General features: G+C 58.8%; 19 protein-coding genes. 9 read left to right on the forward strand and 10 right to left on the reverse strand.

What is annotated here, in order from left to right:
* The first annotated feature begins 240 nt into the window (after positions 1-240).
* The 4 genes from RRF56_RS24435 to RRF56_RS24450 all read left to right on the forward strand — a co-directional run bounded on the left by RRF56_RS24435 (position 241) and on the right by RRF56_RS24450 (position 6,212).
* Positions 241-1,875, forward strand: a complete 1,635-nt coding sequence (locus tag RRF56_RS24435; RefSeq protein ID WP_317035757.1) for a FecR family protein — start codon at positions 241-243, stop codon at positions 1,873-1,875.
* 107 nt (positions 1,876-1,982) lie between these two features.
* Positions 1,983-3,275 carry a FecR family protein gene (locus RRF56_RS24440; RefSeq protein ID WP_317035758.1) on the forward strand — a complete coding sequence of 431 codons (1,293 nt, stop codon included), beginning with the start codon at positions 1,983-1,985 and terminating at the stop codon, positions 3,273-3,275.
* A 145-nt stretch (positions 3,276-3,420) separates the two neighbouring features.
* Positions 3,421-4,602: a M20 family metallopeptidase gene (locus RRF56_RS24445; protein WP_317035759.1), complete on the forward strand. Its 1,182-nt coding sequence runs from the start codon at positions 3,421-3,423 to the stop codon at positions 4,600-4,602.
* Positions 4,603-4,862: 260 nt separating this feature from the next.
* Positions 4,863-6,212 carry a leucyl aminopeptidase family protein gene (locus RRF56_RS24450; protein WP_317035760.1) on the forward strand — a complete coding sequence of 450 codons (1,350 nt, stop codon included), beginning with the start codon at positions 4,863-4,865 and terminating at the stop codon, positions 6,210-6,212.
* Positions 6,213-6,268: 56 nt separating this feature from the next.
* On the opposite strand, the gene RRF56_RS24455 is transcribed toward RRF56_RS24450, so the two are convergent.
* Positions 6,269-6,490, reverse strand: a complete 222-nt coding sequence (locus tag RRF56_RS24455; RefSeq protein ID WP_317035761.1) for a hypothetical protein — start codon at positions 6,488-6,490, stop codon at positions 6,269-6,271.
* Positions 6,491-7,127: 637 nt separating this feature from the next.
* On the opposite strand from RRF56_RS24455, the gene RRF56_RS24460 reads away from it, so the two are divergent.
* Both RRF56_RS24460 and RRF56_RS24465 read left to right on the forward strand, forming a co-directional pair.
* Positions 7,128-8,468, forward strand: coding sequence for an AAA family ATPase (locus tag RRF56_RS24460; RefSeq protein WP_317035762.1), 1,341 nt, complete (start codon positions 7,128-7,130; stop codon positions 8,466-8,468).
* Positions 8,468-9,145, forward strand: a complete 678-nt coding sequence (locus tag RRF56_RS24465; protein WP_317035763.1) for a Rho termination factor N-terminal domain-containing protein — start codon at positions 8,468-8,470, stop codon at positions 9,143-9,145. The genes RRF56_RS24460 and RRF56_RS24465 overlap by 1 nt, the downstream gene beginning before the upstream one ends.
* A 21-nt stretch (positions 9,146-9,166) precedes the next feature.
* Here the strand turns inward: RRF56_RS24465 and RRF56_RS24470 are convergent, their stop codons facing one another.
* Both RRF56_RS24470 and RRF56_RS24475 read right to left on the reverse strand, forming a co-directional pair.
* On the reverse strand, positions 9,167-10,813 hold the full coding sequence (locus RRF56_RS24470; protein ID WP_317035764.1) for a transglutaminase family protein: 1,647 nt from the start codon (positions 10,811-10,813) through the stop codon (positions 9,167-9,169).
* Positions 10,814-11,028: 215 nt separating this feature from the next.
* Positions 11,029-11,202: a hypothetical protein gene (locus tag RRF56_RS24475; RefSeq protein WP_317035765.1), complete on the reverse strand. Its 174-nt coding sequence runs from the start codon at positions 11,200-11,202 to the stop codon at positions 11,029-11,031.
* 411 nt (positions 11,203-11,613) lie between these two features.
* On the opposite strand from RRF56_RS24475, the gene RRF56_RS24480 reads away from it, so the two are divergent.
* Positions 11,614-13,143 (forward strand): alpha-amylase family protein, encoded by a 1,530-nt coding sequence (locus tag RRF56_RS24480; RefSeq protein WP_317035766.1) that lies wholly within the window; start codon positions 11,614-11,616, stop codon positions 13,141-13,143.
* Positions 13,144-13,180: 37 nt separating this feature from the next.
* On the opposite strand, the gene RRF56_RS24485 is transcribed toward RRF56_RS24480, so the two are convergent.
* The 5 genes from RRF56_RS24485 to RRF56_RS24505 form a co-directional block, all read right to left on the reverse strand.
* Entirely contained in the window at positions 13,181-13,795 is a 615-nt protein-coding gene (locus RRF56_RS24485; protein WP_317035767.1) for a DUF4126 domain-containing protein, read from the reverse strand.
* A 112-nt stretch (positions 13,796-13,907) separates the two neighbouring features.
* The gene (locus RRF56_RS24490; protein ID WP_317035768.1) at positions 13,908-14,690 is read right to left on the reverse strand and encodes an SDR family NAD(P)-dependent oxidoreductase; all 783 of its coding nucleotides are present in this window, start codon (positions 14,688-14,690) and stop codon (positions 13,908-13,910) included.
* 57 nt (positions 14,691-14,747) lie between these two features.
* A complete protein-coding gene (locus RRF56_RS24495; RefSeq protein ID WP_317035769.1) occupies positions 14,748-15,428 on the reverse strand; it encodes a GAP family protein in 681 nt (226 codons plus the stop codon).
* A 274-nt stretch (positions 15,429-15,702) separates the two neighbouring features.
* A complete protein-coding gene (locus RRF56_RS24500) occupies positions 15,703-16,659 on the reverse strand; it encodes a 3'(2'),5'-bisphosphate nucleotidase (protein ID WP_317035770.1) in 957 nt (318 codons plus the stop codon).
* Between the two features lie 132 nt (positions 16,660-16,791).
* Entirely contained in the window at positions 16,792-17,640 is an 849-nt protein-coding gene (locus RRF56_RS24505) for a PfkB family carbohydrate kinase (protein ID WP_317035771.1), read from the reverse strand.
* A 146-nt stretch (positions 17,641-17,786) separates the two neighbouring features.
* On the opposite strand from RRF56_RS24505, the gene RRF56_RS24510 reads away from it, so the two are divergent.
* Both RRF56_RS24510 and RRF56_RS24515 read left to right on the forward strand, forming a co-directional pair.
* Entirely contained in the window at positions 17,787-17,972 is a 186-nt protein-coding gene (locus RRF56_RS24510; RefSeq protein ID WP_317035772.1) for a hypothetical protein, read from the forward strand.
* Complete coding sequence (locus RRF56_RS24515) at positions 17,969-19,216, forward strand: MFS transporter (protein WP_317035773.1); 1,248 nt, start codon at positions 17,969-17,971, stop codon at positions 19,214-19,216. The genes RRF56_RS24510 and RRF56_RS24515 overlap by 4 nt, the downstream gene beginning before the upstream one ends.
* 2 nt (positions 19,217-19,218) lie before the next feature.
* Here RRF56_RS24515 and RRF56_RS24520 read toward each other — a convergent pair whose 3' ends face one another.
* Together RRF56_RS24520 and RRF56_RS24525 are read right to left on the reverse strand one after the other, a co-directional pair.
* The gene (locus tag RRF56_RS24520) at positions 19,219-20,775 is read right to left on the reverse strand and encodes a GTP-binding protein (protein ID WP_317035774.1); all 1,557 of its coding nucleotides are present in this window, start codon (positions 20,773-20,775) and stop codon (positions 19,219-19,221) included.
* A gap of 77 nt (positions 20,776-20,852) precedes the next feature.
* A complete protein-coding gene (locus RRF56_RS24525; RefSeq protein WP_317035775.1) occupies positions 20,853-22,769 on the reverse strand; it encodes a GTPase family protein in 1,917 nt (638 codons plus the stop codon).
* Between the last annotated feature and the right edge of the window lie 80 nt (positions 22,770-22,849).

Consider the following 22,849-nt stretch of genomic DNA (forward strand, 5'->3'; position numbering starts at 1 on the left):
TTCGTTAAGTAATGTAAACGTAAAGGTACAGTAAATCCTGTTTCAGGAACTTTATACCTTCCTTATGGATCTGTTATTACAGGACTAGTAAATATACGTAGATTATATATAGGCTGCTGCGGTACGGATTCTGTACCTGACTTCGGTAGTCATCTTGCAAGAATGCCAGTTGACCCGTCTATCTACCACTATCACGTTATCAAGACCTAGAGACCAACGAGCTGTTACTGCGGTTATGCCATGCTGAACGTCAGCAAATTTGCCCGTCGAAACCAAGGGCGCGTTGTCTCTGGAGCCGTGGGGCTAGTTTCGCTCATTGCCACTGCCCTGCTGGGCTTGCCAGCCCAAGCCAGCGTGCCCCTCACCCGAGCTGAGGTAGCTGCACTGCGGAATCGGGTTGAGCTATTGCCCCGCGGTCGAACCGCTCGACCGGCTCGCATGGCAGACCTTTTAGCCGCCGGCGATGCTCTCCGCACGGCCCCAGCGTCCCAAGCCGACTTGCGGTTTAACGACGGTTCTTTGGCTCGGGTGGGTGAGCGGGCGACCTTTCGGTTTGTGCCCAACACCCGCAACTTTCGGTTGACCAACGGCACCGTCTTGCTGCTGATTCCGCCAGGGCAGGGACGCACCAATATACAAACCCCCAGTGCGGTTACCGGTATTCAGGGGTCAGCGGTGGTGGTGCGCTACATTCCTGAACGCGACCTCACCTTGGTGATGGCTCTGACCAACAACCCTACTGGGCCGATGACCATTACCGCGAGTGGCTGTGGCGCAGGTGGTGACGAAACCTGCACTAGCAGAGAATACTCCCTCTATGGCGGGCAAATGGCCCTGATTCAAAATAATCAGGTGCAGGTGGTCGAGTTTGACTTACCGCAGTTTTACCAGACCAGTCCTTTGGTCGATGGGTTAGAGCTAGACAACCCCAATGCTGAGTCGCCCCTGGGGCCTGCCCTAGAGCGAGTGCGCGAAGAAACCCTCGAAGCCTTAGCAGAGCAAGCGCCTTTTTCGGAGGGCATCACCCTGAATCCTGCTTTCATTGGCATGGATGCCTCTAGCGCGATCGCCAGTGAGCAGCCCTGGCTGCTGTCTCCCGCTGAGGTTGGGGTGTCACCGCTGTCGCCGATTAGTGTTGTGCTTACGCCCAGCAATTCTCTAGTCACCACCATTACTCCCCCCCAAGGTGTTGAAGCGCCGGCGATCATAGGTGGCGATACCCCCAATCCAGGTAGAAACCCTGGAGTGAACCCCAATCCTGGGGCGAATCCTAACCCTAATCCCAACCCCAACCCCAATCCTGGGGCGAACCCTAACCCTAATCCCAACCCCAACCCCAATCCTGGGGCGAATCCTAACCCCAATCCCAATCCTGGGGCGAACCCCAACCCCAGGCCCAACCCCAGTCCCAGTCCCAGTCCCAACCCCAACCCTGGGGCGAATCCTAATCCCAATCCCAACCCTGGGGCGAATCCTAATCCTAATCCCAATCCCAGTCCCAACCCTGGGGCGAACCCTAACCCCAACCCCAGTCCCAGTCCCAACCCTGGGGCGAACCCTAACCCTAATCCCAATCCCAACCCTGGGGCGAATCCTAATCCCAATCCCAACCCTAATCCCAATCCCAACCCTGGGGCGAATCCCAACCCCAACCCCAACCCTGGGGCGAATCCCAACCCCAACCCCAATCCTGGGGCGAATCCTAACCCCAATCCCAACCCTAATCCTGGGGCAAATCCTAATCCCAATCCCAACCCCAATCCAGGCGGACCTGGCAATGCCAACCCGCCGCCGTTTAACGGCGGTGTGCCCGCGAATCCGCCTGCTGAACCACCGCCATTTTTCCCGCCCGCTGAACCAGCCCCCGATAAGTAGGCGTTGGCTAACGCTAAGGCTATAGTTGAGTTGGTAAGCCGATGGCTATGGCTAGGCAATGTGAGGCTAGCTACTTCAAACTGAAACTCTGTTATTGCGGTTGTGTCATGGTCAATGTCAGCAAATTTGCCCGTCGAAGCCAAGGGCGCGTTGTCTCTGGAGCCGTGGGGCTAGTTTCGCTCATTGCCACTGCCCTGCTGGGCTTGCCAGCCCAAGCCAGCGTGCCCCTCACCCGAGCTGAGGTAGCTGCACTGCGGAATCGGGTTGAGCTATTGCCCCGCGGTCGAACCGCTCGACCGGCTCGCATGGCAGACCTTTTAGCCGCCGGCGATGCTCTCCGCACGGCCCCAGCGTCCCAAGCCGACTTGCGGTTTAACGACGGTTCTTTGGCTCGGGTGGGTGAGCGGGCGACCTTTCGGTTTGTGCCCAACACCCGCAACTTTCGGTTGACCAACGGCACCGTCTTGCTGCTGATTCCGCCAGGGCAGGGACGCACCAATATTCAAACTCCCAGTGCGGTTACCGGTATTCAGGGGTCAGCGGTGGTGGTGCGCTACATTCCTGAGCGCGACCTCACCTTGGTGATGGCTCTGACCAACAACCCTACTGGGCCGATGACCATTACCGCGAGTGGCTGTGGCGCAGGTGGTGACGAAACCTGCACTAGCAGAGAATACTCCCTCTATGGCGGGCAAATGGCCCTGATTCAAAATAATCAGGTGCAGGTGGTCGAGTTTGACTTACCGCAGTTTTACCAGACCAGTCCTTTGGTCGATGGGTTAGAGCTAGACAACCCCAATGCTGAGTCGCCCCTGGGGCCTGCCCTAGAGCGAGTGCGCGAAGAAACCCTCGAAGCCTTGGCAGAGCAAGCGCCTTTTTCGGAAGGCATCACCCTGAATCCTGCCTTCATTGGCATGGATACCTCTAGCGCGATCGCCAGTGAGCAGCCCTGGCTACTGGCCCCCACCGAGGCTGGGGAAGCCTCGCTGTCGCCGATTGGTAGTGCGATCGCCCCCGGTGACGCTTTGCTTCCCTTCAGTGGGCAAGGACAGGGCGTAATCGGTAATATTCCCCCTATGGAAGGGAATAGAGGAGACATTCTTACTCCCATCGGGAATACCGGTATTGGTATAGGCGGCAGCAATGGCATCGGCATTGGTGTGGGCGGCACCAGCAATGGCATCGGTATTGGTGTGGGCGGCACCAGCAATGGCATTGGTATTGGTGTGGGCGGTACTGGCAACGGCAACGGCAACGGCGGTATTGGTAATGGCATCGGTATTGGTGTGGGCGGTACTGGCAATGGCAACGGCTTGGGCCTGGAGGAGCAGGCTGAACCTTTGCTAGACCAGGTTGAACCTTTGCTGGAACAAACGCCGTTTGTTTCTACTGAGCTGTAGAAGATCGGTAGAAGCTAGCTGGCGCAAGGCTTTTTGCTGTTAGTTATCTGTTAGTTAACAGTGGGTCTGAAGGGCCGGTGTGCTGTGACACATCAAGGCCTCCCTGCTTTAGGCTAAACGTGGCCATTACCGACAGTGCTATTCCATGCTGAGCCAGATCAAATCTATTGTTGAGACCATTGCACCGCGTTTAGTTGAGATTCGCCGTCACCTCCACAGCCACCCCGAACTCAGCGGCCAAGAGTATAAAACAGCGGCCTATGTGGCTGGGGTGCTTTCCTCCTGCGGGCTGAGGGTGCAGGAGCTGGTGGGCAAAACAGGGGTGGTGGCGGAGTTGCCGGGCGACCTTGACTCTAGAATCTTGGCCATTCGAGCCGATATGGACGGCCTGCCCATTGCTGAGCGGGTAGAGCTGCCCTTTGCCTCTACCCAGACCGGCATTATGCATGCCTGTGGCCACGATGTGCACACCACCGTGGGGCTCGGGACGGCCATGGTGCTGGCGCAGCTCGGTGTGCCCATGCCGGGTACCACTCGGTTTTTGTTTCAGCCCGCTGAAGAAACGGCCCAGGGTGCCCGCTGGATGATTGAAGACGGGGTGATGGCAGGGGTATCGGCAATTTTGGGACTGCATGCCTACCCTTCTGTACCAGCGCGGGCGATTGGGGTGCGCTATGGAGCCCTCACCGCTGCCGCCGATGACTTAGAACTGGTGATTGTGGGCGAGTCGGGCCACGGAGCGCGCCCCCACGAGGCTATTGACGCGATTTGGATTGCGTCCCAAGTGATTACGACCTTGCAGCAGGCGATTAGCCGCACCCAAAACCCGCTGCACCCGATTGTGCTGACCATTGGTCAAATTCAGGGCGGTCGTGCCCCCAACGTGATTGCCGACACGGTGAAATTGCTGGGCACAGTGCGATCGCTCCATCCCGACACCCGTAACCACCTGCCCCAGTGGATTGAGTCGATTGTTGCCGGGGTGTGCCAGCCCTACGGAGCCAAGTATGAAATTAACTATCGGCGGGGAGTGCCCTCGGTGCTCAATGACCCCACCCTGACTGAGCTAACGGCTCGCTGTGTCAGCGAAGCGTTGGGTAACGAATACCTACAAATCATTCATGAGCCCTCCCTAGGAGCCGAAGATTTTTCGCTCTACCTAGAGCATGCGCCGGGCACAATGTTTCGCTTGGGGGTAGGCTTTACCGATCGCCCCGTGAACTACCCCCTGCACCACCCTAAATTTGAAGTCGATGAGTCTGCGATCGCCGCCGGGGTGCTCACCATGGCCTACGCCAGCTATCGCTACTGGCAGCTCCCCACTTGACCAAGCTGATTTTGACCGGCTCAACGGCTTGGGGTTCAAGGTTGGTGGTGCAAGATGCCAGGCTGGTCCTAAATCTGAAACCCTGAATCCTCACTTACCCGTCATCTTTGGCTTGACGGTCTACCAAACGGTAGTTGTTTAAGTGTGGAGGGGCAAGAGACTTAGCCTGCCCTGGGCCAGAACACCTCCACGGTTTCACCCCAGAGCCCAAAACTTCGATAGACTGATTGATTTGCGTGCTACCCCTGGAGGATTTTACGTTGTCAACGCCGATTCCCATTTACCTGGTCAATCAGACCGACCTTGCTAAAGACCACGCCGACAGCCAAGCCTGGGCGCAGTCTACTGGATTTAAGGCAGACCCCAGTACCGTTTGCCTGGTGCCTGGTTCCGAGGGTAGCATCGCCAAAGTTCTGGTTGGCAAACCCGACCCGGTCGATACCTGGACTCTGGGAAATCTGCCCAAAACTCTGCCACCCCAGACCTATGCTCTGGCCGACGATTGGCCTGCCGCTCTGGCCACTAAGCTCTGGCTGGGCTGGCAGTTGGGCCGCTATAGCTTCACCCCCTACAAGCGTCAGGCTGCGCCCCCCATGGCCGAGCTGGTGCCCCCCGCCGGGGCCGACGCCACCTACGTCACCGCGACGACAGCGGCTACTACCTTGGTGCGAAACCTAATCACCACCCCAGCGGGTGATATGGGGCCAGAGCAGCTACAGGCCGCAGCCCAGGGGCTATGCGATCGCCACTCCGCCAACCTCACCGCCCTCATCGGCGATGAGCTGATCAACCAAAACTATCCTCTGATTCACGCCGTGGGACGGGCCTATAGCCAAGCACCCCGCCTGCTCGACATCACCTGGGGTAACCCCGATGCTCCCAAAGTCACCCTAGTGGGCAAAGGCGTTTGCTTTGACACTGGCGGTCTCGACATTAAGCCTGCCGCCAGCATGAAGCTAATGAAAAAAGATATGGGCGGAGCCGCCAATGCTCTGGGCCTGGCCGAAATGATTATGGCCCTACAGCTGCCGGTGCGGCTGCGCGTACTCATTGCCGCCGTCGAAAACAGCATTGCCAGTAACTCTCTGCACCCCCTAGACGTAGTGCCCTCCCGCCGAGGGCTCACGGTCGAAATCGGCAATACCGATGCCGAGGGTCGCCTGGTGCTAGCCGATGCTCTCTGGGAAGCCGTCTGCGAAGAGCCGGCCCCTGAGCTAGTGGTTGACTTTTCTACCCTCACCGGAGCGGCCCGCATTGCCCTCGGTACCGAGCTGCCCGCCTGCTTTAGCAACCAACCTGAGATGGCCAACGCCCTGCTCACCTGCGGCCTGGCAGTCGATGACCCGCTGTGGCAATTGCCTCTGCATAAGCCCTACCGCTCTATGCTCGACAGCTCCGTGGCCGACCTTTCAAATATCTCTAACAACTCCTATGGGGGAGCGATTACCGCCGCGCTGTTTTTGCAAGAATTTACCCGTCCTGAGATTCCGTGGGTACACCTTGATCTGATGGCCTGGAATATTCGGACCTTGCCCGGTCGTCCCGAAGGCGGCGAGGCAATGGGAATGAGGGCGGTGTTTGAGCTGATCCGTCAGACGATCGCGGCCTAGACAGTAAGTCGTTAAGCAGTGCCTGTTGCAGCCCAGGGGCTGAGCCGAGAGCGACCTTAAAACTCTAGTTTGTCGCGGTAGAGGCCTTTGACCAGGTTGTCGAGCTGCTCGTCGGGGCAGCAGTCGATGAGAATGTAGAAGGCCTCTAGCAACTTAGCGGCACTGTCGCCCATTAGCGGGCTGAGACCCCACACGTCTTGGACCCAGTCTTCGGGGTCGGTGGTGTCAAAAATCATGCGCTCAAGCAGTTGCTTGGCTTCGTCTTTAGAAATAGACATGGACGTTCTGGGAAATAACTGACCTGGCCCATCTTATCGCGCAGGGTGGCTGTGGTGGGGTAGAGGGTGCGATCGCCCCGATGGATAGTATAGCTATAGCCGAATGTCACTGAAATAAGCGTTTCGCGATCGCCGAAAGCCTTGATTTACTGTAGGGTGGGCACTGCCCACCAGCCTTAATTCAGTGCCATTCAGCTATAGCCAATCAGGTTAGGACAGCGCCGTCATTCCAGCGCAGGCGGGAATCCACTAGCCCGTAATTGCTCTCGAAGGGATTCCCGTTTCCACGGGAATGACAGCCAGGGATCGTTGCAAGCAACTGGGTTCTGCGATCGCGCCACCTAACCCCCGCAGCAGTAGGCATTTCACTGGTTTGTTCAGCCAAGCTGTTTATAACCTCATAGTTTATGAAGCATCTTTGTAATAAAAATAAACCACTATTTTAGCTGCCCAGGCTGTTAGAAACCCAGATGATAGTTAACCCGGTATTTTGGGTGCATTGAAGAAATAGATTTGGCAACCGTAACGCATCGGCAATACCCCCTTTTATAGATAAAGCTTTCATAAAATTAACTCAGAGTTTCCCGCTACAGATGATTTCTCCAGTACGACTAAAGTAAAGCCACACAAAACCCCCATGAATTTAGAGCAAATCCTACAAGATCTACCCCTGGATGCGGCTGAAGTTGTTGTTGAAGGAAACTTCTCCAGGGCTTTTCTAAAAGCTTTGGGGTTTGGAGACCTGGAAATGGTGCCCGGCTTTAAAGTCGGCAAGCTAGCCGTTGACCATGCTGTTCGAAAGAACACTGAGAACGATATTTTCTTGCATACTCAAACAAAACCCTATCTTTACATGGAGGTAAAAGGGCGATCGGAGAATTTAGGGGATGAACACCATCCTGATTATCGCAAGGCTGCTTTACAGCTAAAGCGTTACCTCCTAGATCCGTCCTCTGCATCGGTTCAGTGGGGTATTTTAACGAACTCGCTCCACGTTCAGCTATTCCGTAAGCACGGCAAAGTGGTCCATCCTGTAACCCCATGCCTGCCGCTAGGCAAAGATGTAAATCGTATCGCTAAAGAGATCAAGCAGCGCATTGAAACCCCTCAACGAGCGTTGATGATAGCTGTTTATAACAACAAAGGTGGGGTAGGTAAAACCACAACAACATTGAATTTAGCGGCTACCCTTGCTTTGCTCAAAAAGCGCGTTTTGATTATAGACTTTGATCCCAACCAAAGTGATTTAAGCGATGCGCTCAATTTGCAACCCCTTAAAGGGAGAATTTTAGATGTTCTTAAAAGTAAAGAATCTACTATTCGTGAAATCATCACAACCTATAAATTTGAGCACCCTAGGCTAAAACAGCCCTGGGGCTTTGATATTATTCTTGCAGATGAAGACTTAGTCACTGAATTGAGTGAAATTAAAGTCAAGCAGCAGGTTAAATTTAATGCTTTGCGAAGAGCTTTGGAATCAGTTCAAAATGATTATGATTATATCCTGATTGATGCACCTCCCAACTGGCGAATTTTTGCCCAAAAGGCTGTTTGTGCTGCCGATGTAGTACTGATTCCCGCTCGACATGACAATCTACATTCCTTGCAAAATGCAGGCACTGCAATCACGCAGTTCATCCCAGAAGCGCAGGCGAAACGACGGGAGGTTGGAGATTCTGGCCCGATCGCACTCCCTATTTTTATGAACAATGCCTTTCGCCCAACCGGTCCTGCCATTCAGCTAATGCATCAGGCAATTGCCACAATCATCAAAGAAACCAGGAAAAAAACTGGAGGCTTTGATCTAAAACCCTATTTTTATCCCAAATCTCGAAAAGGCCATGAAAATCTCAAAATGATTTCCATTCCCTATATGGCCTACATTTCTAGAGCCGATTTTATGCATATGCCTGCTGCATTTGCCTTCAAACCTGCCCGTGAGCAGTACCTAAACCTTGTGAAGGAGTATTTTCTCTAATGAGCCTTTCAGACGTTGGCAACCTAATGTGCCTACCCTTCGATGAAATTGAGCCAGGCGAACCCACTGAGGTTCACGAATATTTGATTCAAGCGGCGGCCAATCAGCTTGGGCCTCAGGGCCGCAACTGGATTCCTCTAGTCGTCAAAGAAATTGCCCCCGACCAGTATCAGGTGATTGGCAATACCTTTATCTACGCCGTCGCGGCTGAGGCTGACTTAGCAGAAGTGTGGTGCATTATTGCCGACGATGCCCCTGAAACCGTAGCCATTACCCAGGCCTTAGCCCAGGAAACAGCCCCCAAAACCAATCTCTCCACCGCCAGCAGGAGCGAAATTTCGGCGGCCCTAGACTATTTGCTCAGCCAGCCTAGCAGCCCGCTCAAGGGGGTAAGCCATGCCTCGCTCGTGGCTCGGCTAGATGCGGCTCCCCGGCAGTATTGGAAAAATTTGCAACCCATCACCAAGCTGGGCTGTCGCATTACTGCTGGCAAGAAGCTCAAGGCCCTGGAGCAAATTTTCTACCTGACCCCAGAGCCCATGCCCGAGGTGATCACCGATCGCCAACTGTTAGAGTCGCTCAGTACTCAGCAGCTCAAGGCCATGGCGCAAAAACGCGACATCAAAGGGCTGTCAAAGCTGAAGAAAGCAGATTTAGTCAACCTGCTGGTGGCTTAACCGGCGTTGAGAAACAACACTTTAGGGAGCTAGCTCACCTAAAATCTTGAATCGCATATGGTTAACGGCCAGGTCACCCAGGCGGGCGACGGGGCTACCCTCCGGCAAAATCAGCTTCTCAAAAGAAATGTCTTTGCCCATTTCTACGTGCCACCAGGGCAAGCCCATGAAGAACCGGGTGGGGTAGGGGCCGCCCTCCTGCACATCATCGGGGTTAGACTCCATGGGTACCCAGCCAAAGCCAGGAATATAAAACTCAATCCAGACGTGGTTGAATTCGGGCTCTAAATAAATGCCGGTCTGGTCGGCCTGGGCGGGGCACTTATAGCGCCCCACGGTGCGGCAGGCAATGCCATTGAGACGCATCAGGGCCAGCAGCAGCCCGACGTATTCGCCGCAGGAACCGCGCCCGCGCAGCAGCACCACGTCAGGGGTTTCAATAGCCGGGGTGACGGCGTAGGAGAGTTTGTCGTAGACGTAGTTGCGAATGCTGAGCACCTGGCGCAGCAGGTTGGTTTCACTGCCAACGCTATCGCGGGCGGCGGCCTGGATCAAGGCATTATCCATAGCCAGGTCGTCGTCGTCGATCAGGTAGCGGGGGCCATACTCGGGGGGCAGGGGTGGAGCCGCTTCAACCTGACGGGGGGTGAGTTGGTATTTAATGCCATAGACCTCGACGAGGGCTTTCCAGCCGAAGAGGTGACGCTGGTTGGGGTCGAGGTGATCGAACTTAAAGCTGGCCACCCGTTCGCCGCCCTGCTGTACTTCGTCAAAGGGTAGGCCCACTGACTCTACCGATTTCACCCGCTGGCGATCGGTACTGGTGGGAAAGGCAATGCGCCACTCGACATTTTCGAGGGGGGCGGCATCTTCGAGGGTGTCGATCTCTTCAACGTAGGTCATTTCGACCAGGTAGCCGGTGGAGCGGCAGTAGTTGGCCTCTTTGTACCAGCGATAGGTGAGGGGGTGAATCAGGGTGCGATCGCGAAAGGTGAGTTCGAAGGGCACCTCACTGTTGGGGTCGTCGCGCACGTAGGCCTCTTCGTTGGCGTAGGCCACCCAAAGGGTGCCGCTCTCGGGGGTGGTGTGGGGCGGCACCGCCAGCCCGGTTGGGGTGGCGAAGGGGGTGAGCATTTTGACGATTAGCTCACCAGTGGCGCGATCGAGACAGTAGACGGTTTGCTCGGTCTGGTCGCAGGCCCAGAGGTAGTCACCCCACACCGAGAGATTCTCGATGCCAATGCCGGGGGCCGAAAATTGGGTGATGCGTTGACCAGAGTTGCGATCGCAGACATAGATACAGCCGCCTTTTTTGCAGCTGACGTAGAGGGTTTTTTCCCAAACGGCCACCCCATCAGCGGGGTAGGGCAGGGTCAGCACCGGCACCGGCTGAATATCGGCCAGAGAAGTGGTATAGACGGTGTGGTCGCAGCAAAACCACAGGTGATCTTGCCAGCAGGCAATGCCCGTCGCTCCATAAAAGGCTTCGGCCTGACGAGAATTGAGAATTTTGACCTGCTCGGTTTTAGGATCGAGGCGCAGCAGGTAGCCGCGAAAAGGATCTACTGCCACCAGGCTGTCGCCGTCTAGGGCCAGACCATAGATGGCCTTGACCCCAATCGGCTGAATCAGGGGCACGGCTCCCGCCAGGGGCAGAGCCGAAGACATGGGCGAAAAAGATTCAGGCATAACCAGCGGGGCCACCCAGCGCGAAGATGATTAGCGGTGTAGCCCAAAGGCCCTACCGCTAAGGTCATATCCTAAAAGACTGGGGCGGTAAAAAGTGTAGTTTTCTTACCCCATTACCAGAAACCTAGAACTTTACGCGCCGGAGGGAGAGGTTAGGATCCCAAGTAGAGGACAAGGGCCTAGCCCTCTACTGTTCACAACTGGTCGCCCTCTTGACTGATCTGTCTTTCGACGGTGCTAATGGCGGCGTTGACGGCAGCCAAGTGGGCTTCGAGAGAATCGCGCCAGGATTTCATCATTTCTAGCTTGTAGCGCTGGTGTTGGCGGCGAGACTCGGCACTGGGAGGCATACAAAAGGGAAAAGACATGGGATTCCAGGGGTAAGGGATCGGATTAGGGGAACGGCACCACACACTCTTCTTGCAATTTAGCTCAACTCAACTCTGTTCGCCGCCCCGGGACGGCCCCCAGTAAAGCCCAGGCGATCGCCTAGAATGCGATCGGTTCGAACCGCTTCTCCGGCATTGTCCGGGGTGTTCCTACTGTAAACACGCTGTCTAGCCGGGGGGCAAATACCTGGCCCAGCACCAGCCGCCCGGCCCAGAACACTAGAATCAACCCTCAATGATCGCGATCGGCTCAGTGCTTTAGGGATGCACAGGGAGATAACGGGATGGCGGTGAGAGAGGTTATTTTTGTAGATCAGCCGTGCATGATAGCGATGGATAAGGTTACAGCTATTCCTAAAAATCGTTCACTTTTAGCCTCCGTTTAGATCTATGTGGAAATTTGTTTTGGGTGCCTTCTCTGCGAGTGGGCTGGTGGGTCTAGTGGTTTTGTTTAACCCTGCAGTGCTGCTACCCGCGCTCTCGGCAGACGTGGCCCAGGCCCCCAACGAGGCTCCATCGCCCACCACCCTTGTACACCTGTTTGAATGGACCTGGACCGACATTGCCACGGAGTGCGAAACCTACCTTGGCCCCCATGGCTACCGAGCGGTGCAAATTTCACCGCCTCAAGAGCATGTGCTGCGGCCCGACTACGGCTACCCCTGGTGGCAGCGCTACCAGCCGGTCAGCTACCAGCTTGAAAGCCGCAGCGGCAGCCGTGCCGAGCTACAGGAGATGATCGATCGCTGTCGGGCCGTTGGCGTCGCCATCTATGCCGATGCCGTGATCAACCACATGGCCGGCTTTGAGGCGGGCATTGGCAGTGCGGGCACTGAATTCACTAAGTATGAATACCCTGACCTCTACGGTCCCAATGACTTTAACGATTGTGACCAGCAGGTGACCGACTATAGCGATGCCGACAATGTCACCCAGTGTGAGCTGGTGGGCTTGGCCGATCTCGACACCAACTCTGAGACGGTGCAAGCTACTCTGGTCAACTACCTGGGGGAGCTAGTTGACATGGGGGTCGCAGGCTTTCGTATTGATGCCGCCAAGCACATTCGCAACGAAGAGCTGGGGCAGATTTTGGAACAATTACGCGATCGCTACCCCGAGACCGACCTCTACATCTACCAGGAAGTCATTGACCCCGGCACCGAAGCCATTCGCAAGCAAGACTACTACGACAACGGTAACGTGATCGACTTTAAGTATGGTCGCTTTATTGGCGAGGCCTTTTTAGGGCTAGAGGGCCAAACCCTGGCCAATCTGCAAACCCTGGGCGAGGGCTGGGGGTTGGCCCCTTCTGACCAGGCGGTGATCTTCATCGACAACCACGACAAGCAGCGGGGCCACGGCGGCGGTGGCAACTACCTCACCTACCACAGCGGCGATCTCTATAGCCTGGCCAACGTGTTTATGCTGGCCTTTCCCTACGGCAAGGCCCAGGTGATGTCGAGCTTTGCCTTTGAAAACTCTGAGCAAGGGCCACCCGCCGATGCCGACGGCACCACTCGCCCCGTCTATCAAAACGGCGAGGCCACCTGCTTTGGCGAGTGGGTGTGTGAACACCGCTGGCCAGCTATTTCAGGCATGGTGGGTTTTCGCAATGCTACCCAGGCAGACCCCACCGTTACCGACTGGTGGAGTAACCAGGCCAACCAAATTGCCTTTGGCCGGGGCAGTCTAGGCTTTGTCGCCATTAACCGCGAGGCTGCGCCCTTGACTCACCGGTTTCAAACTCAGCTGCCCCAGGGGCGCTATTGCAACGTGGTGCAGGGTGGCCTCACCGCCGATGGCACTGCCTGCACCAACGAGGCCCAGGTGGTGTTGGTCAACCGGGCGGGCCAATTTACTGCTACCCTGCCCGAGATGACCGCCCTGGCCATCCATATCGAGGCTAAGCTAGCTCCCTAATCACCGCTTAACCCATGCCGTGGACATCCTATCGACCTTAGCGGGGAGGGGACTCGCTGTCTGGGGCGGGTTTTTGGGTGCGGTAAAAGGCTTTGATGGCAAAGCGCACCAGCAAGATAAAGAACGCCAGCACCAGCACAAACATCACCACCGGGGCCAGCAGCGCCAAGACTGAGATCACCACTGCCCCTACCAGTTCTATACCGGCAATTACCAGGTTGGTGGCTCCGCCCGTGGTAGCTGTAGAGACTAGCCGAGTCAGCCCGTTTAACCCCTTGACCGTAGCGGCCACACCGCCTCCGGCTACGATCGCCACAGTCCATTGAGCAAAGGGGTCAAGCTGGTTGGCCGCGATCGCCATCAGCAGCGTACCGGCCACCGCCGCTACGGGCAGCGCCACCGTATCGATCACATTGTCGAGCCAGGGCACGCTGTAGGCCAAAATCTCGATCACCAGAGCAATAGAAAGACTGACAAAGGCAGGGGTGCCCCCCAGCCAGGCCAGGCTATCTACCAGTTCGACATGGGCGAACAGGGCAGCGGCGCTCAGCACCCAAAAGGGCACCACCACCCGAAATCCGGCGGCCACTCCCAGCCCTAGGCCCAAGCCAATGCTCTCTAGCAGTTGTAGATCCATAGCGCGTAGATCCATAGCGATTTGATCCCAGGTGATTCTCAAACAGCCGCTCATCTGAGTCAGCCATTGGCCTAAGAATAGCCCCAGCTCTGCCCTGCAACAACCCCGACCGCCAGGGCCGACCCGCTTACCAGGGCAGGCGAGTGCCATCCCAACTAAAAAACTCACCGCTGTCGGCGGGGGTGAGGCCATCCATCACCGCCATTAGCTGGGTGACGGTGCGCTCTACCGAAAAGAGTTTTTCCGGCGGCACTCCCCGCTGAAAGGGCTCCGACAGCTGGGTGTCGGTGGTGCCGGGGTGCAGCAGCGCCAGAATGGTATTGGGGCTGCGGCGGGCGTACTCTAACGAAGCGGTTTTGATCAGCATGTTCAGCGCCGCCTTAGAGGCCCGGTAACCGTACCAGCCCCCCAGGCGGTTGTCGCCAATGCTGCCCACCTTGGCCGACAGAGCGGCAAACAGGCTGGGCTGGTCGTGCTTGAACAGCGGCATGAGATGCTTGGCCAGCAGCACCGCCCCAAAGGCATTGGTCTGAAGCGATCGCATCAAATTCTCCCCCGTGATCTGCCGCAGGCTTTTCTCGGGCTGCAAGTCGCCGTCGTGGAGCAGGCCGACGCAGTACACCGCCCGGTGCAGATGGGGAGACTGGGCCTGGAGTTGGGCGATCGCCTCGGCGATCGACGCTTCGTCGGTCACATCCATGGGTAGGCAGGTGAGCTGCGGGTATTGAGCGGTCAGGCTCAGCAACCCCTGGGCCGACTCGGGGCGGCGATAGGTGCCGTAGACGGTCCCAAAACGGTCATCCTGGAGCAACTGCTGCACAACCCCGAGGCCAATGCCCCGGCTGGCCCCCACCACCAGGGCGGTTTGCGGAGGGGTGGTTTGAGAAAACAAAGAACGTTCAACGGCCATAGTTCCAGGGGTAGCTACCCTGAATCATAGCCATTTCTGTTGTCTCAGGCAGGGCGCTTAGATCGCCCGCAGCCCGCTGATGCCCGACTGTAAAAACAGCAGCCCAAACACCAGGGAGACGCCGATGACAATGGGGCGGTTGTAGGCGGTTAGCGCTGCCGCCGCGCTGGCCAGCCAGAGTTTAGACTGCCGGGGCAGCACCAGGCGCAGCAGCAAGGGGACCAGCAGCAAAGCCTGGGCCAGCAAAATGAACATCAAATAGGCGATCGCTCCGGCCTGCAACCCCAGCTGAGCGGCGGCAATCGTGGCTAAGGCGCTCAGAGTAAACACCCACAGCTTGACGGCGACGAGGGGCAGCGCTAGCCCAAGGCCCAGCGCCTGTAGGGCGGTGATGCTGTCCATGGCGGCCAGCCACTGGGGCGGTGGATCGTCGGGGTCGGGCTGTTTGCGCCATTTTTTGTAGGCGGTAATGAGCAAAATAATGCCGAGCACCAGCAGCAGGGTGGCCACCACTGGCCCCTTCTGACCGCCCCCGGTGGCGGCTACCGATTCCCCCAAAAACAGCCCGAAGGCCGCTCCCTGAAGCAGGCGAGTTAGGGTCATGCCGACGACGTAGGCTGAGCCTTTGAGCAGCCCCCGATTGGGGCTTTGCAACAACAGTAGGCCAATGATGATTTGTACCGGTACCAGGGCACTACCGACGATGTAGGGCAGCAGTGAGACAACAACACTTCCCATAGACAAAGGCACTGTGCTGGGAGAATTGGGACGTTTAACAGTCAGCTGCGGTGAATCACCGGATGCCGCTCCGGCACGGTTGCAGGCTGCGTCTAGCGGCCTGATTGTTCCAAGGGTTGAGCTATACAATCCTAGGGGAGGGGGCTTGAAGGTACAAGATCTGTGTAGAGAATGTAGCAACCGGACTGTACGGTGTACCCCTCAGCTAGGGGTCGGGTGCCTATTCGGAGACACGACCCCAGTCTTTGAGTCTTAAGCCCAGACACCCGACCCCTTAAGCCCCCCTCAGCGCCGCCAGCACCGCGTCGTGGATTGCGCCGTTGCTGACCACTACCCCTTTGTTATTGGGGAAACGGGCGGCGCTGGCAAAATCGAGCGGTTTGCCGTGCATGTCGGTGACGCGGCCCCCGGCCTCTTCCACCACGATCACCCCGGCGGCGTGATCCCAGATTTTCTCGCGGTAGTCGGGGGTTTTGGGGGAGGGCAGGCGCAGGTAGAGCACCGCCTGCCCGGCGGCGACAGCAGCGTACTTGGCCTGGCTATCCATCCGTAGAGAGGGAGCGGTGATGCCGACGGCGTGGGCAACGGCATGCTGCTGGCCGTGGTCGCCGTGGCCCGACTCCATGCTTTCGACCAGGCGGTAGTGGTCGCTGTCGCTGGTGTCGGCCACTGTTAATCGCTGGGGCTGGCCACCCGCCAGGGGCATCATCACGGTGCCTTCGCCGCGCACCGCCACCAACAGCAGGCCAGTTTCGTTGCCAAAGCTGAGAAAGGGGCAGCCGAGGACGCCCACTTTGATCTCGCCGTCTTCGATCAGGGCCAGGGCGATCGCATACTGGTCACCGCGCAAAAAGCCCTTGGTGCCATCAATCGGGTCGAGGGTCCAGTAGCGGGGGGCGACATCGCCGTTGCCGTGGTCAATGTAGCTGAGCACATCGCTATCGGTGGCGCTGGGCAGAGCCTGCTGCACCTGGGCCGTGACGGCGGCCAGCACCGGGGCGGCCTGGCGTAGGTCTGTGGTGTCTTCTTCGCCCACTACCGGGTCGCTGGGGAAGGCCTCGGCCAGCGCCTTGCAGATCAGGGCCTGGGCCCCGTAGTCGGCAATGGTGACGGGGCTTTTGTCGTTCTTTTCGATGGCGGCGGGCACCAGGCCCTGGCGTACGGCTTCGCACAGCTGGGCGGCCTGGGTAACGGCGGCGATCGCGGTTTGTTTTTCCTGGTCGTAGGGCATGGGGGGAGGGGGTGAAGGGTAAAGGGTAAAGGGTGAAGGGTGAAGGGTGAAGGGTGGATGGGTAGGTGGGGGATGGTTCCCAGAGAGCACTATAGCGGTTGGAGTTGTGCCCTTAAAACCGAGCGGAGTGAACTACACCGCTTTAATCCAGGCGCGGGGGCCGAAGTGTTGGCAGCTTTGGGCGGCTATTTGGGCGGCTTTGCTAAGGGCAGCGGTAAAGGGGGATTGCAGGCGGTAGTGGCAAAATGCGCCGTGGAAGATGTCTCCTGCCCCCAGGGTGTCTTGCACGGTGACCTGAGGTACGGGCAGGGTAGCGTACTGCCCGCGATCGCAGATCTGAAGGGGCTCGGCTCCGTGGGTAATGGCCACCTCAGCAATCCCCAGGGCGGCGAGGGTCGTCAGAGTGTTGGGGTGACCCGGCAGCGAAAATTTGGCGGCGGCGATCGCGCTAGTAGCCAGGGACAACACCCTGTCAAACCCCGGTTTCCAACTCCCGGCATCGATCACCACTGGGATGCCTTGGGATTGGGCCTGGGCTGCCAGCGCTTGCCCCAGGGCCATTTGGTGCCCGTCGATCAGCATGATGTCTACGTTGCTTAAGTATGGCTCTAAACCGTCGGGTGGCTGAACCTGGCGGCCCACTGCGTTGCGGGAGACAACGGCGCGATCGCCCGTAGCGGCGGTCACCAAAATGGTCGATAGCGGCGGTGGTACCGCTAGGTCAGGGGTCAGATCGACCACCTCAACTCCGTAGCCCGCCAGTTCTGTGCGAATCATGGTGGCTAGGGGGTGCTGGCCTAGGGCACCCATGACTATCGCCCGGTTGCCCAGGGCTGCGAAGGCGATCGCAGCGTTGGTCGCTGGCCCTCCGGCCACCAGCAAACTATCTTCTGCAACGATTTTCTCGTTGCTGCCGGGTACCTGGCTGACCCGGTAGATGCAGTCTAGGGTCATGAGCCCAATAAACAGTCCGGTGGCCACGGCAATAATTCTCTCGGCAGATACTAAACGACGAAGGACGGGTTACTGTCAGCAGACTGGGTTTAATCTTGGGCCTAACTCTGGACTTAACCCTGGGTGTAAGGTGAATAATGCGCTTACTCCCATCAATTCCCTACCGATTTGCCATGGCTGACACCCTACCTCTAGCCTACTTGCCCCTGTTTTTACACTGCACAATCGGGCTGGTGGCCGCTCGGGTGGCCTACGGCAAGGGCTACGACCTGGGCCTGTGGCTGCTTTGGGGAACCTTGGGTGGCACGGTGGCGTTAGTCGATGCCCTCCGGCGATCGCCCCAGTTGCCGCCCCTATGATCTCATTCTGGCGACAGCGCGTTAAGCAGTGGCTGCCCAACTTCGACCACCGGGTGTGGATTTTAGCGGCGGGGCGGCTGCTATCTCAGGTTGGCATTGGCTTTACGCTGTTCTACGCGCCAATTTTTTTTACCACCCAGGTGGGGCTGAGCGCTACCCAGGTGGGCCTGGGCATTGGCCTGGGGTCGCTGGCGGGTATGGGGGGGCGGTTTTTGGGCGGGTCGTTGGCCGACTCGCCCAACTGGGGCCGGCGACCAACGCTGCTGGCCTCGGCTCTGGTGTCGGCGGGGGCCGACGGGGTGCTGCTGCTGGCCAACGATTTCTCGATTTTTTTGGTCGGCAACCTGCTGATGGGCTTTGGGGTAGGGCTCTACTGGCCCGCCGCCGAGTCGGTGGCCGCCGACATTACCACCTCCGAGCAGCGCAACGAAGCCTATGCCCTGGTGCGCCTGGCCGACAATCTGGGCCTCGGGGTGGGGGTGGTGGCCGGGGGGGCACTGATTTCGCTCACCGGGGCCTACCGGGCGCTGTTTGCCATCGACGGCGTTACGTTTCTGCTGTTCTTTGCAATTATCTACTTCGCCATCGCCGAGACGCGCCCGGCGGGCAATGGGGCGCGATCGCTGCTGCAAGGCTGGGGCCGCGCCCTACGGGACACCAACCTGATGGTCTATGCCGCCGTCAACGTGCTGTTTACCGGCTATCTGGCTCAAATTCAAAGCACTCTGCCCCTCTATCTCAATCGCTTTGCCGGGGGCGAGCAAGCAGTCAGCGAGGGCACCCTGAGCCTGCTGTTTACGGGTCACGTGGTGCTGGCGGCGATCGCCCAATTGCCCGTCGCCCGCTGGCTCAACCGCTATAGCCAGGTCCAGGGACTAATGGTGTCGGCCCTGCTGTGGGGGCTGAGCTTTGCCCTGGTCTGGCAGGCGGGACTGGGGGAGTACCCCGTGGTCTGGGGTGGTCTGGCCCTGGGGATCATGGCCCTAGCCATGGTGGCCTATACGCCCATTGGCTCGGCCCTAGTGGCGGCCCTGGCCCCCGAGGCGCTGCGAGGGGTTTACCTGTCGGTGAATTCGATGTGCTGGGCTGTGGGTTATTTGATCGGCCCGCCGGTGGGGGGCTGGGCCTTAGACCAAGGGGCGGCCACGGCCCATAGCTTTTGGCTAGGGTTGGCGGCCACGGTGGTGCCCGCCCTGGGGGTGCTGGCCTGGCTCGACCGCCGGCTCCAGCGGCGGGGTCTTTAGGTCTAGGGAGAGGTAATCTTTGCCCGCAGTTCAGTCTTGATGCGGTTTAAAATCGAAGCCTCGTCGAGGCTGTCAAGAATGCTGCTGACCACCGCCCTCGGCCCATCTGGCCCCCAGGTCGCCCCATTGGTCAGGTAGGTTTTGGCGATTTGGCCAATGCCGTAGGTGGCCAGACCCGCTACTCCCCCCTGGGCGATCGCTACCGGAATGTAGGGGGCGATCGCCAGCCCGCCCGTCGCTACCGCCGACACCCCCAGCATGCCCTTCAGCGAGCTAAGGCCCAGGGTAATCGCCAGTTCGCTGACGGTGATGCCCCCCAGGCCTAGGGCGATCTGCTTGAGTAGTTTGAGGGCAGCAGGGCGGGTCATGGGCAGGCCGTAGAGCCGCGACAGATTGAGAATCAGCATCACGTCGATGATGGTGCCACCCACCAGGTCGGCGACGATGATCGGGTTGAGGGCCACCGCCACGGCTTTGATCTGGGTGGCATTCCAGATTGTGTCGTCGGCGATGCGATCGCAGATCTGCCGCTTGCGCTCTAAAATTTCGGCGCTTACCCCCTCGGCATACATCAGGGTGTTGAGGGCCACCAGGGCCTTGCCCTCCCGGTGCAGAATGTCGAGAATTTTGAGCTTTAAGTCATCCACCTGGGGCTGGCCGCGCACGGTTTTGTAGGTCACTTGCCCCTCGCTCTGGGGCACCGCCTCTACCGCCAGGGGAGAAGCCGCCGCCATGACAATTTCGTCGGGGGAGATCAGATCTTGCAGGCGGCGATCGCGCAGGGTTTCATAGATCACCTGGCGATCGGCCTCGGGATACTGGTCAACTTTGTTAAACACCAGTAGCATCGGCTTGCTGGCCTGGCGCAGGGCTTGCAGGGCCTCATACTCCACTCGGGTAATGTCGCCCGCCACCACAAACAAGATTAAATCTACCTGCTCAGCAATGCGGCGGGCCAGGGCGGCCCGGTCTTCTCCGGCCACCTCGTCAAGGCCGGGGGTGTCGATCAGCTCAATGCGCGACTGCCCCAGGCCCTTGATCGAGGCCCGCAGCAGGTCGGGGATGTCCCCCGTGAGAGATTCTCGGCTCACCTCCCAGGCGCTGCCTTCGACTACCTGGGTTACCCCGTGGGTAGGGCCAGTGATAAACACCTCCTGCCCCATCAGCGCGTTGAGCAGCGACGACTTGCCCCGTCCCACCAGGCCAAAGGCGGCAATATGCACCACCGTATTCTCTAGCTTGTCGATCAGGCCCCTGAGGTTTTGCAGCGCTTCTTCAACCCCGGCCTGCTCGCGGGTGGTTAGGTTGAGCCGCTGTACCAGGCTGCCCAGGGCCTCCTGGGCGCGGCGGTAATTGTAGTCGTCTTGCAGGTCTTGAAACCCGATCACCAGGTCGCCCAGCTCTTGCTCGACCGCGTCCCAGGTGGCGGGGTCGGCGGCAGGCAGCGCCAGGGGGGCACCGTGCAAATGATCGACGAGCTGGCCTAATTCTGCCTCCACCTCTTCCCAGGAGGGAGACGTTGACGAGGGTAAAGGGACAATAGACTCTGGGTCGGGCATGGGTGAACGGGGGTTAAGGTATTCGGGATGACAACGGGCCGAGGGCAGCTGTCACCCCATAGTCTCTGGGCCAAGGGCTACTGGGCCAAGTAATGCTCTACCCGCTGGCGGGTCGCATCGATCGTTAGGCCCTGGCTCCAAAACTCCCACAGGGCGTGGCCAAAGGCCCAGGCCGCGCGATCGGGGGGATGGTTGTGCTCAAGCAGCAGGGGCCAGAGGGTCAGCAAGTCGAGCTGAGCATTGTCAGCATCGACCACCTTAAATAAATCGTAGGCCAGCTGAAGCTTACCGATCACCACAGGCAGTTGCTCAACCGGAATTTGCTCGGCTAGCAGGTAGGCCAGGGTGGGGGTACCCGTGGTGAGGGTGGCGAGAAATTGCAGCACCGGGCTTTTGAGAAAAGCGGCTAGCCCCTGGGTGGTGCTCATCTGGAGGCGGTAGCGATCGATCAGGCGGGCAGCGGCGTTGACCTTGGCCTCGCGATCGCGCAAAAACCGAGCCAACCGCAGCTCCTTAGCCGGGTCGATCAGCTCCCCTAGAGCCTCGGCCAGGGCCTGCCCGTTCCACCCAGGGCGCTGGGTCTCACTGTCGCGGGTAACCAGGGGCAGAATGCTCAGGCCGCCGCCGGTCACCCCTGGGTTACTGGCCAGCTTACCCAACTGGTCTTGCCGGTACTGAATGGCCTCGCGCATGGCGATCTCTTTAGGGCGATCGCCCCCCTGCCAGTCGTAGGGAGGCTGCCACTCGCGCAGGGGGCGCAGCCGATCGACCTGGGTAACCACCACAATGGTCGGTAAGTCGGGCACTTCTTGGCGCATATCGCTGAGCAAATCGGCATCCATTTGCAGGGCCGGGTCGAGGGCCGGGGTGACCAGCAGCAGCAGATCGGCCTGGCGCGCACAGTCCAAGAGTTGATCGCGGTAGTCAGCCCGATCGACCTGCTCATAACCTGGTGAATCCCAGAGGGTGAGGGTTTCACCGGTTTCACCCGACCAGCGATAGGTACTAATGCTGTCGGTGCTGGGCAGCACATCTACCGCCGCCCGGTCGGCATCAAATAGGGTGTTGATAACGCTGCTCTTGCCCGCCCCGGTGCGCCCCACTAGCAAAATGCGGACCGGCTTAGTCGCGACCTGCTCCACGGGTTCGGCCTGCTCCAAAATCTCCCGTAGGGTTTGGGTTTGGGCTGCGGGTAGGGGCTTAGCCGGGCCAGGCAGATCGGGGAGTTCGCCGCTGTAGAGCGCCACCGCCTGACGGTAGAGGTTGCGCAGGGTGGCCTCCCGCAGCAGGGCGTTGAGGTTTCCTAGCAGCTGCTGGTTGGCCTGGATGTTGGTCGGCTGGCTGAGGGTACGGGCCGCCGCCACCGCTGGGTTGAGCAGCCACTGGGCCCAGGTCCAAGCCTGCCAGAGCTTACGGGCCGAGGGCTCGACCTGGCGATAGACTTCATAGCCCTGCACCGCTTGACCCACGGTCACCTGCCCCAGTACCGGAGTGAGGGTTTCGATCCAGCGATCGACGTCGTCAACGGTTCCCCGCAGCAGGCCGTAGGCATCGGGCAGGTAGATATTCAGTAGCGGATATTTGACATCGGGGTGATAGGCCTGGGCCACCACCGTTACCACTTCGCGACAGCGATTCAGCAGCGGGTTCCAGTCTTCCCACACCGGGGCGTCTTGCTGGGCAGCGGTGAGAATGTCTTCTAGGGCGATCGCGGCTGAGGTCGGCACCGCTCCACCAGCCGGTATCTCGACCTCAGCCGCCGCGTCTAGCTCCTGCTGGGCCTGCTCCAGAGCCGCCTCCATTTGTTTGAGCACAGGCCGCGTCCAGTTGACCAGCAGCCAGCGCCACAACACCAACATCAGCACAATGATCGCCCAGATCCAGTTCAGGCCCCAGGTGTGAATCTGCACTGCCGCTGCCGTCACGATGAATCCGACGATCGCCACTAGCGGTAACGCCAACGCCCCCCACTGCCAGGGTTTAAATCGCACCATGGCTCCGACTCCCATTGTCCCAATGCCTCTAGTGTACGCAGAGCACGCCAAAAGCCAGGGCGCAGATAACCGAACGTCCG

The sequence above is a fragment of the Nodosilinea sp. E11 genome (assembly GCF_032813545.1).
Lineage (GTDB): Bacteria > Cyanobacteriota > Cyanobacteriia > Phormidesmidales > Phormidesmidaceae > Nodosilinea.

Excerpts from the sequence above, each read along its gene's own strand:
- RRF56_RS24510 (WP_317035772.1), top strand. The coding sequence starts at position 17,787 with ATGGCTGACACCCTACCTCTAGCCTACTTGCCCCTGTTTTTACACTGC.
- RRF56_RS24440 (WP_317035758.1), top strand. The coding sequence starts at position 1,983 with ATGGTCAATGTCAGCAAATTTGCCCGTCGAAGCCAAGGGCGCGTTGTC.
- RRF56_RS24435 (WP_317035757.1), top strand. The coding sequence starts at position 241 with ATGCTGAACGTCAGCAAATTTGCCCGTCGAAACCAAGGGCGCGTTGTC.
- RRF56_RS24460 (WP_317035762.1), top strand. The coding sequence starts at position 7,128 with ATGAATTTAGAGCAAATCCTACAAGATCTACCCCTGGATGCGGCTGAA.
- RRF56_RS24500 (WP_317035770.1), bottom strand. The coding sequence starts at position 16,659 with ATGCCCTACGACCAGGAAAAACAAACCGCGATCGCCGCCGTTACCCAG.
- RRF56_RS24495 (WP_317035769.1), bottom strand. The coding sequence starts at position 15,428 with ATGGGAAGTGTTGTTGTCTCACTGCTGCCCTACATCGTCGGTAGTGCC.
- RRF56_RS24475 (WP_317035765.1), bottom strand. The coding sequence starts at position 11,202 with ATGTCTTTTCCCTTTTGTATGCCTCCCAGTGCCGAGTCTCGCCGCCAA.
- RRF56_RS24525 (WP_317035775.1), bottom strand. The coding sequence starts at position 22,769 with ATGGTGCGATTTAAACCCTGGCAGTGGGGGGCGTTGGCGTTACCGCTA.
- RRF56_RS24470 (WP_317035764.1), bottom strand. The coding sequence starts at position 10,813 with ATGTCTTCGGCTCTGCCCCTGGCGGGAGCCGTGCCCCTGATTCAGCCG.
- RRF56_RS24445 (WP_317035759.1), top strand. The coding sequence starts at position 3,421 with ATGCTGAGCCAGATCAAATCTATTGTTGAGACCATTGCACCGCGTTTA.
- RRF56_RS24455 (WP_317035761.1), bottom strand. The coding sequence starts at position 6,490 with ATGTCTATTTCTAAAGACGAAGCCAAGCAACTGCTTGAGCGCATGATT.
- RRF56_RS24485 (WP_317035767.1), bottom strand. The coding sequence starts at position 13,795 with ATGGATCTACGCGCTATGGATCTACAACTGCTAGAGAGCATTGGCTTG.
- RRF56_RS24480 (WP_317035766.1), top strand. The coding sequence starts at position 11,614 with ATGTGGAAATTTGTTTTGGGTGCCTTCTCTGCGAGTGGGCTGGTGGGT.
- RRF56_RS24465 (WP_317035763.1), top strand. The coding sequence starts at position 8,468 with ATGAGCCTTTCAGACGTTGGCAACCTAATGTGCCTACCCTTCGATGAA.
- RRF56_RS24490 (WP_317035768.1), bottom strand. The coding sequence starts at position 14,690 with ATGGCCGTTGAACGTTCTTTGTTTTCTCAAACCACCCCTCCGCAAACC.
- RRF56_RS24520 (WP_317035774.1), bottom strand. The coding sequence starts at position 20,775 with ATGCCCGACCCAGAGTCTATTGTCCCTTTACCCTCGTCAACGTCTCCC.
- RRF56_RS24515 (WP_317035773.1), top strand. The coding sequence starts at position 17,969 with ATGATCTCATTCTGGCGACAGCGCGTTAAGCAGTGGCTGCCCAACTTC.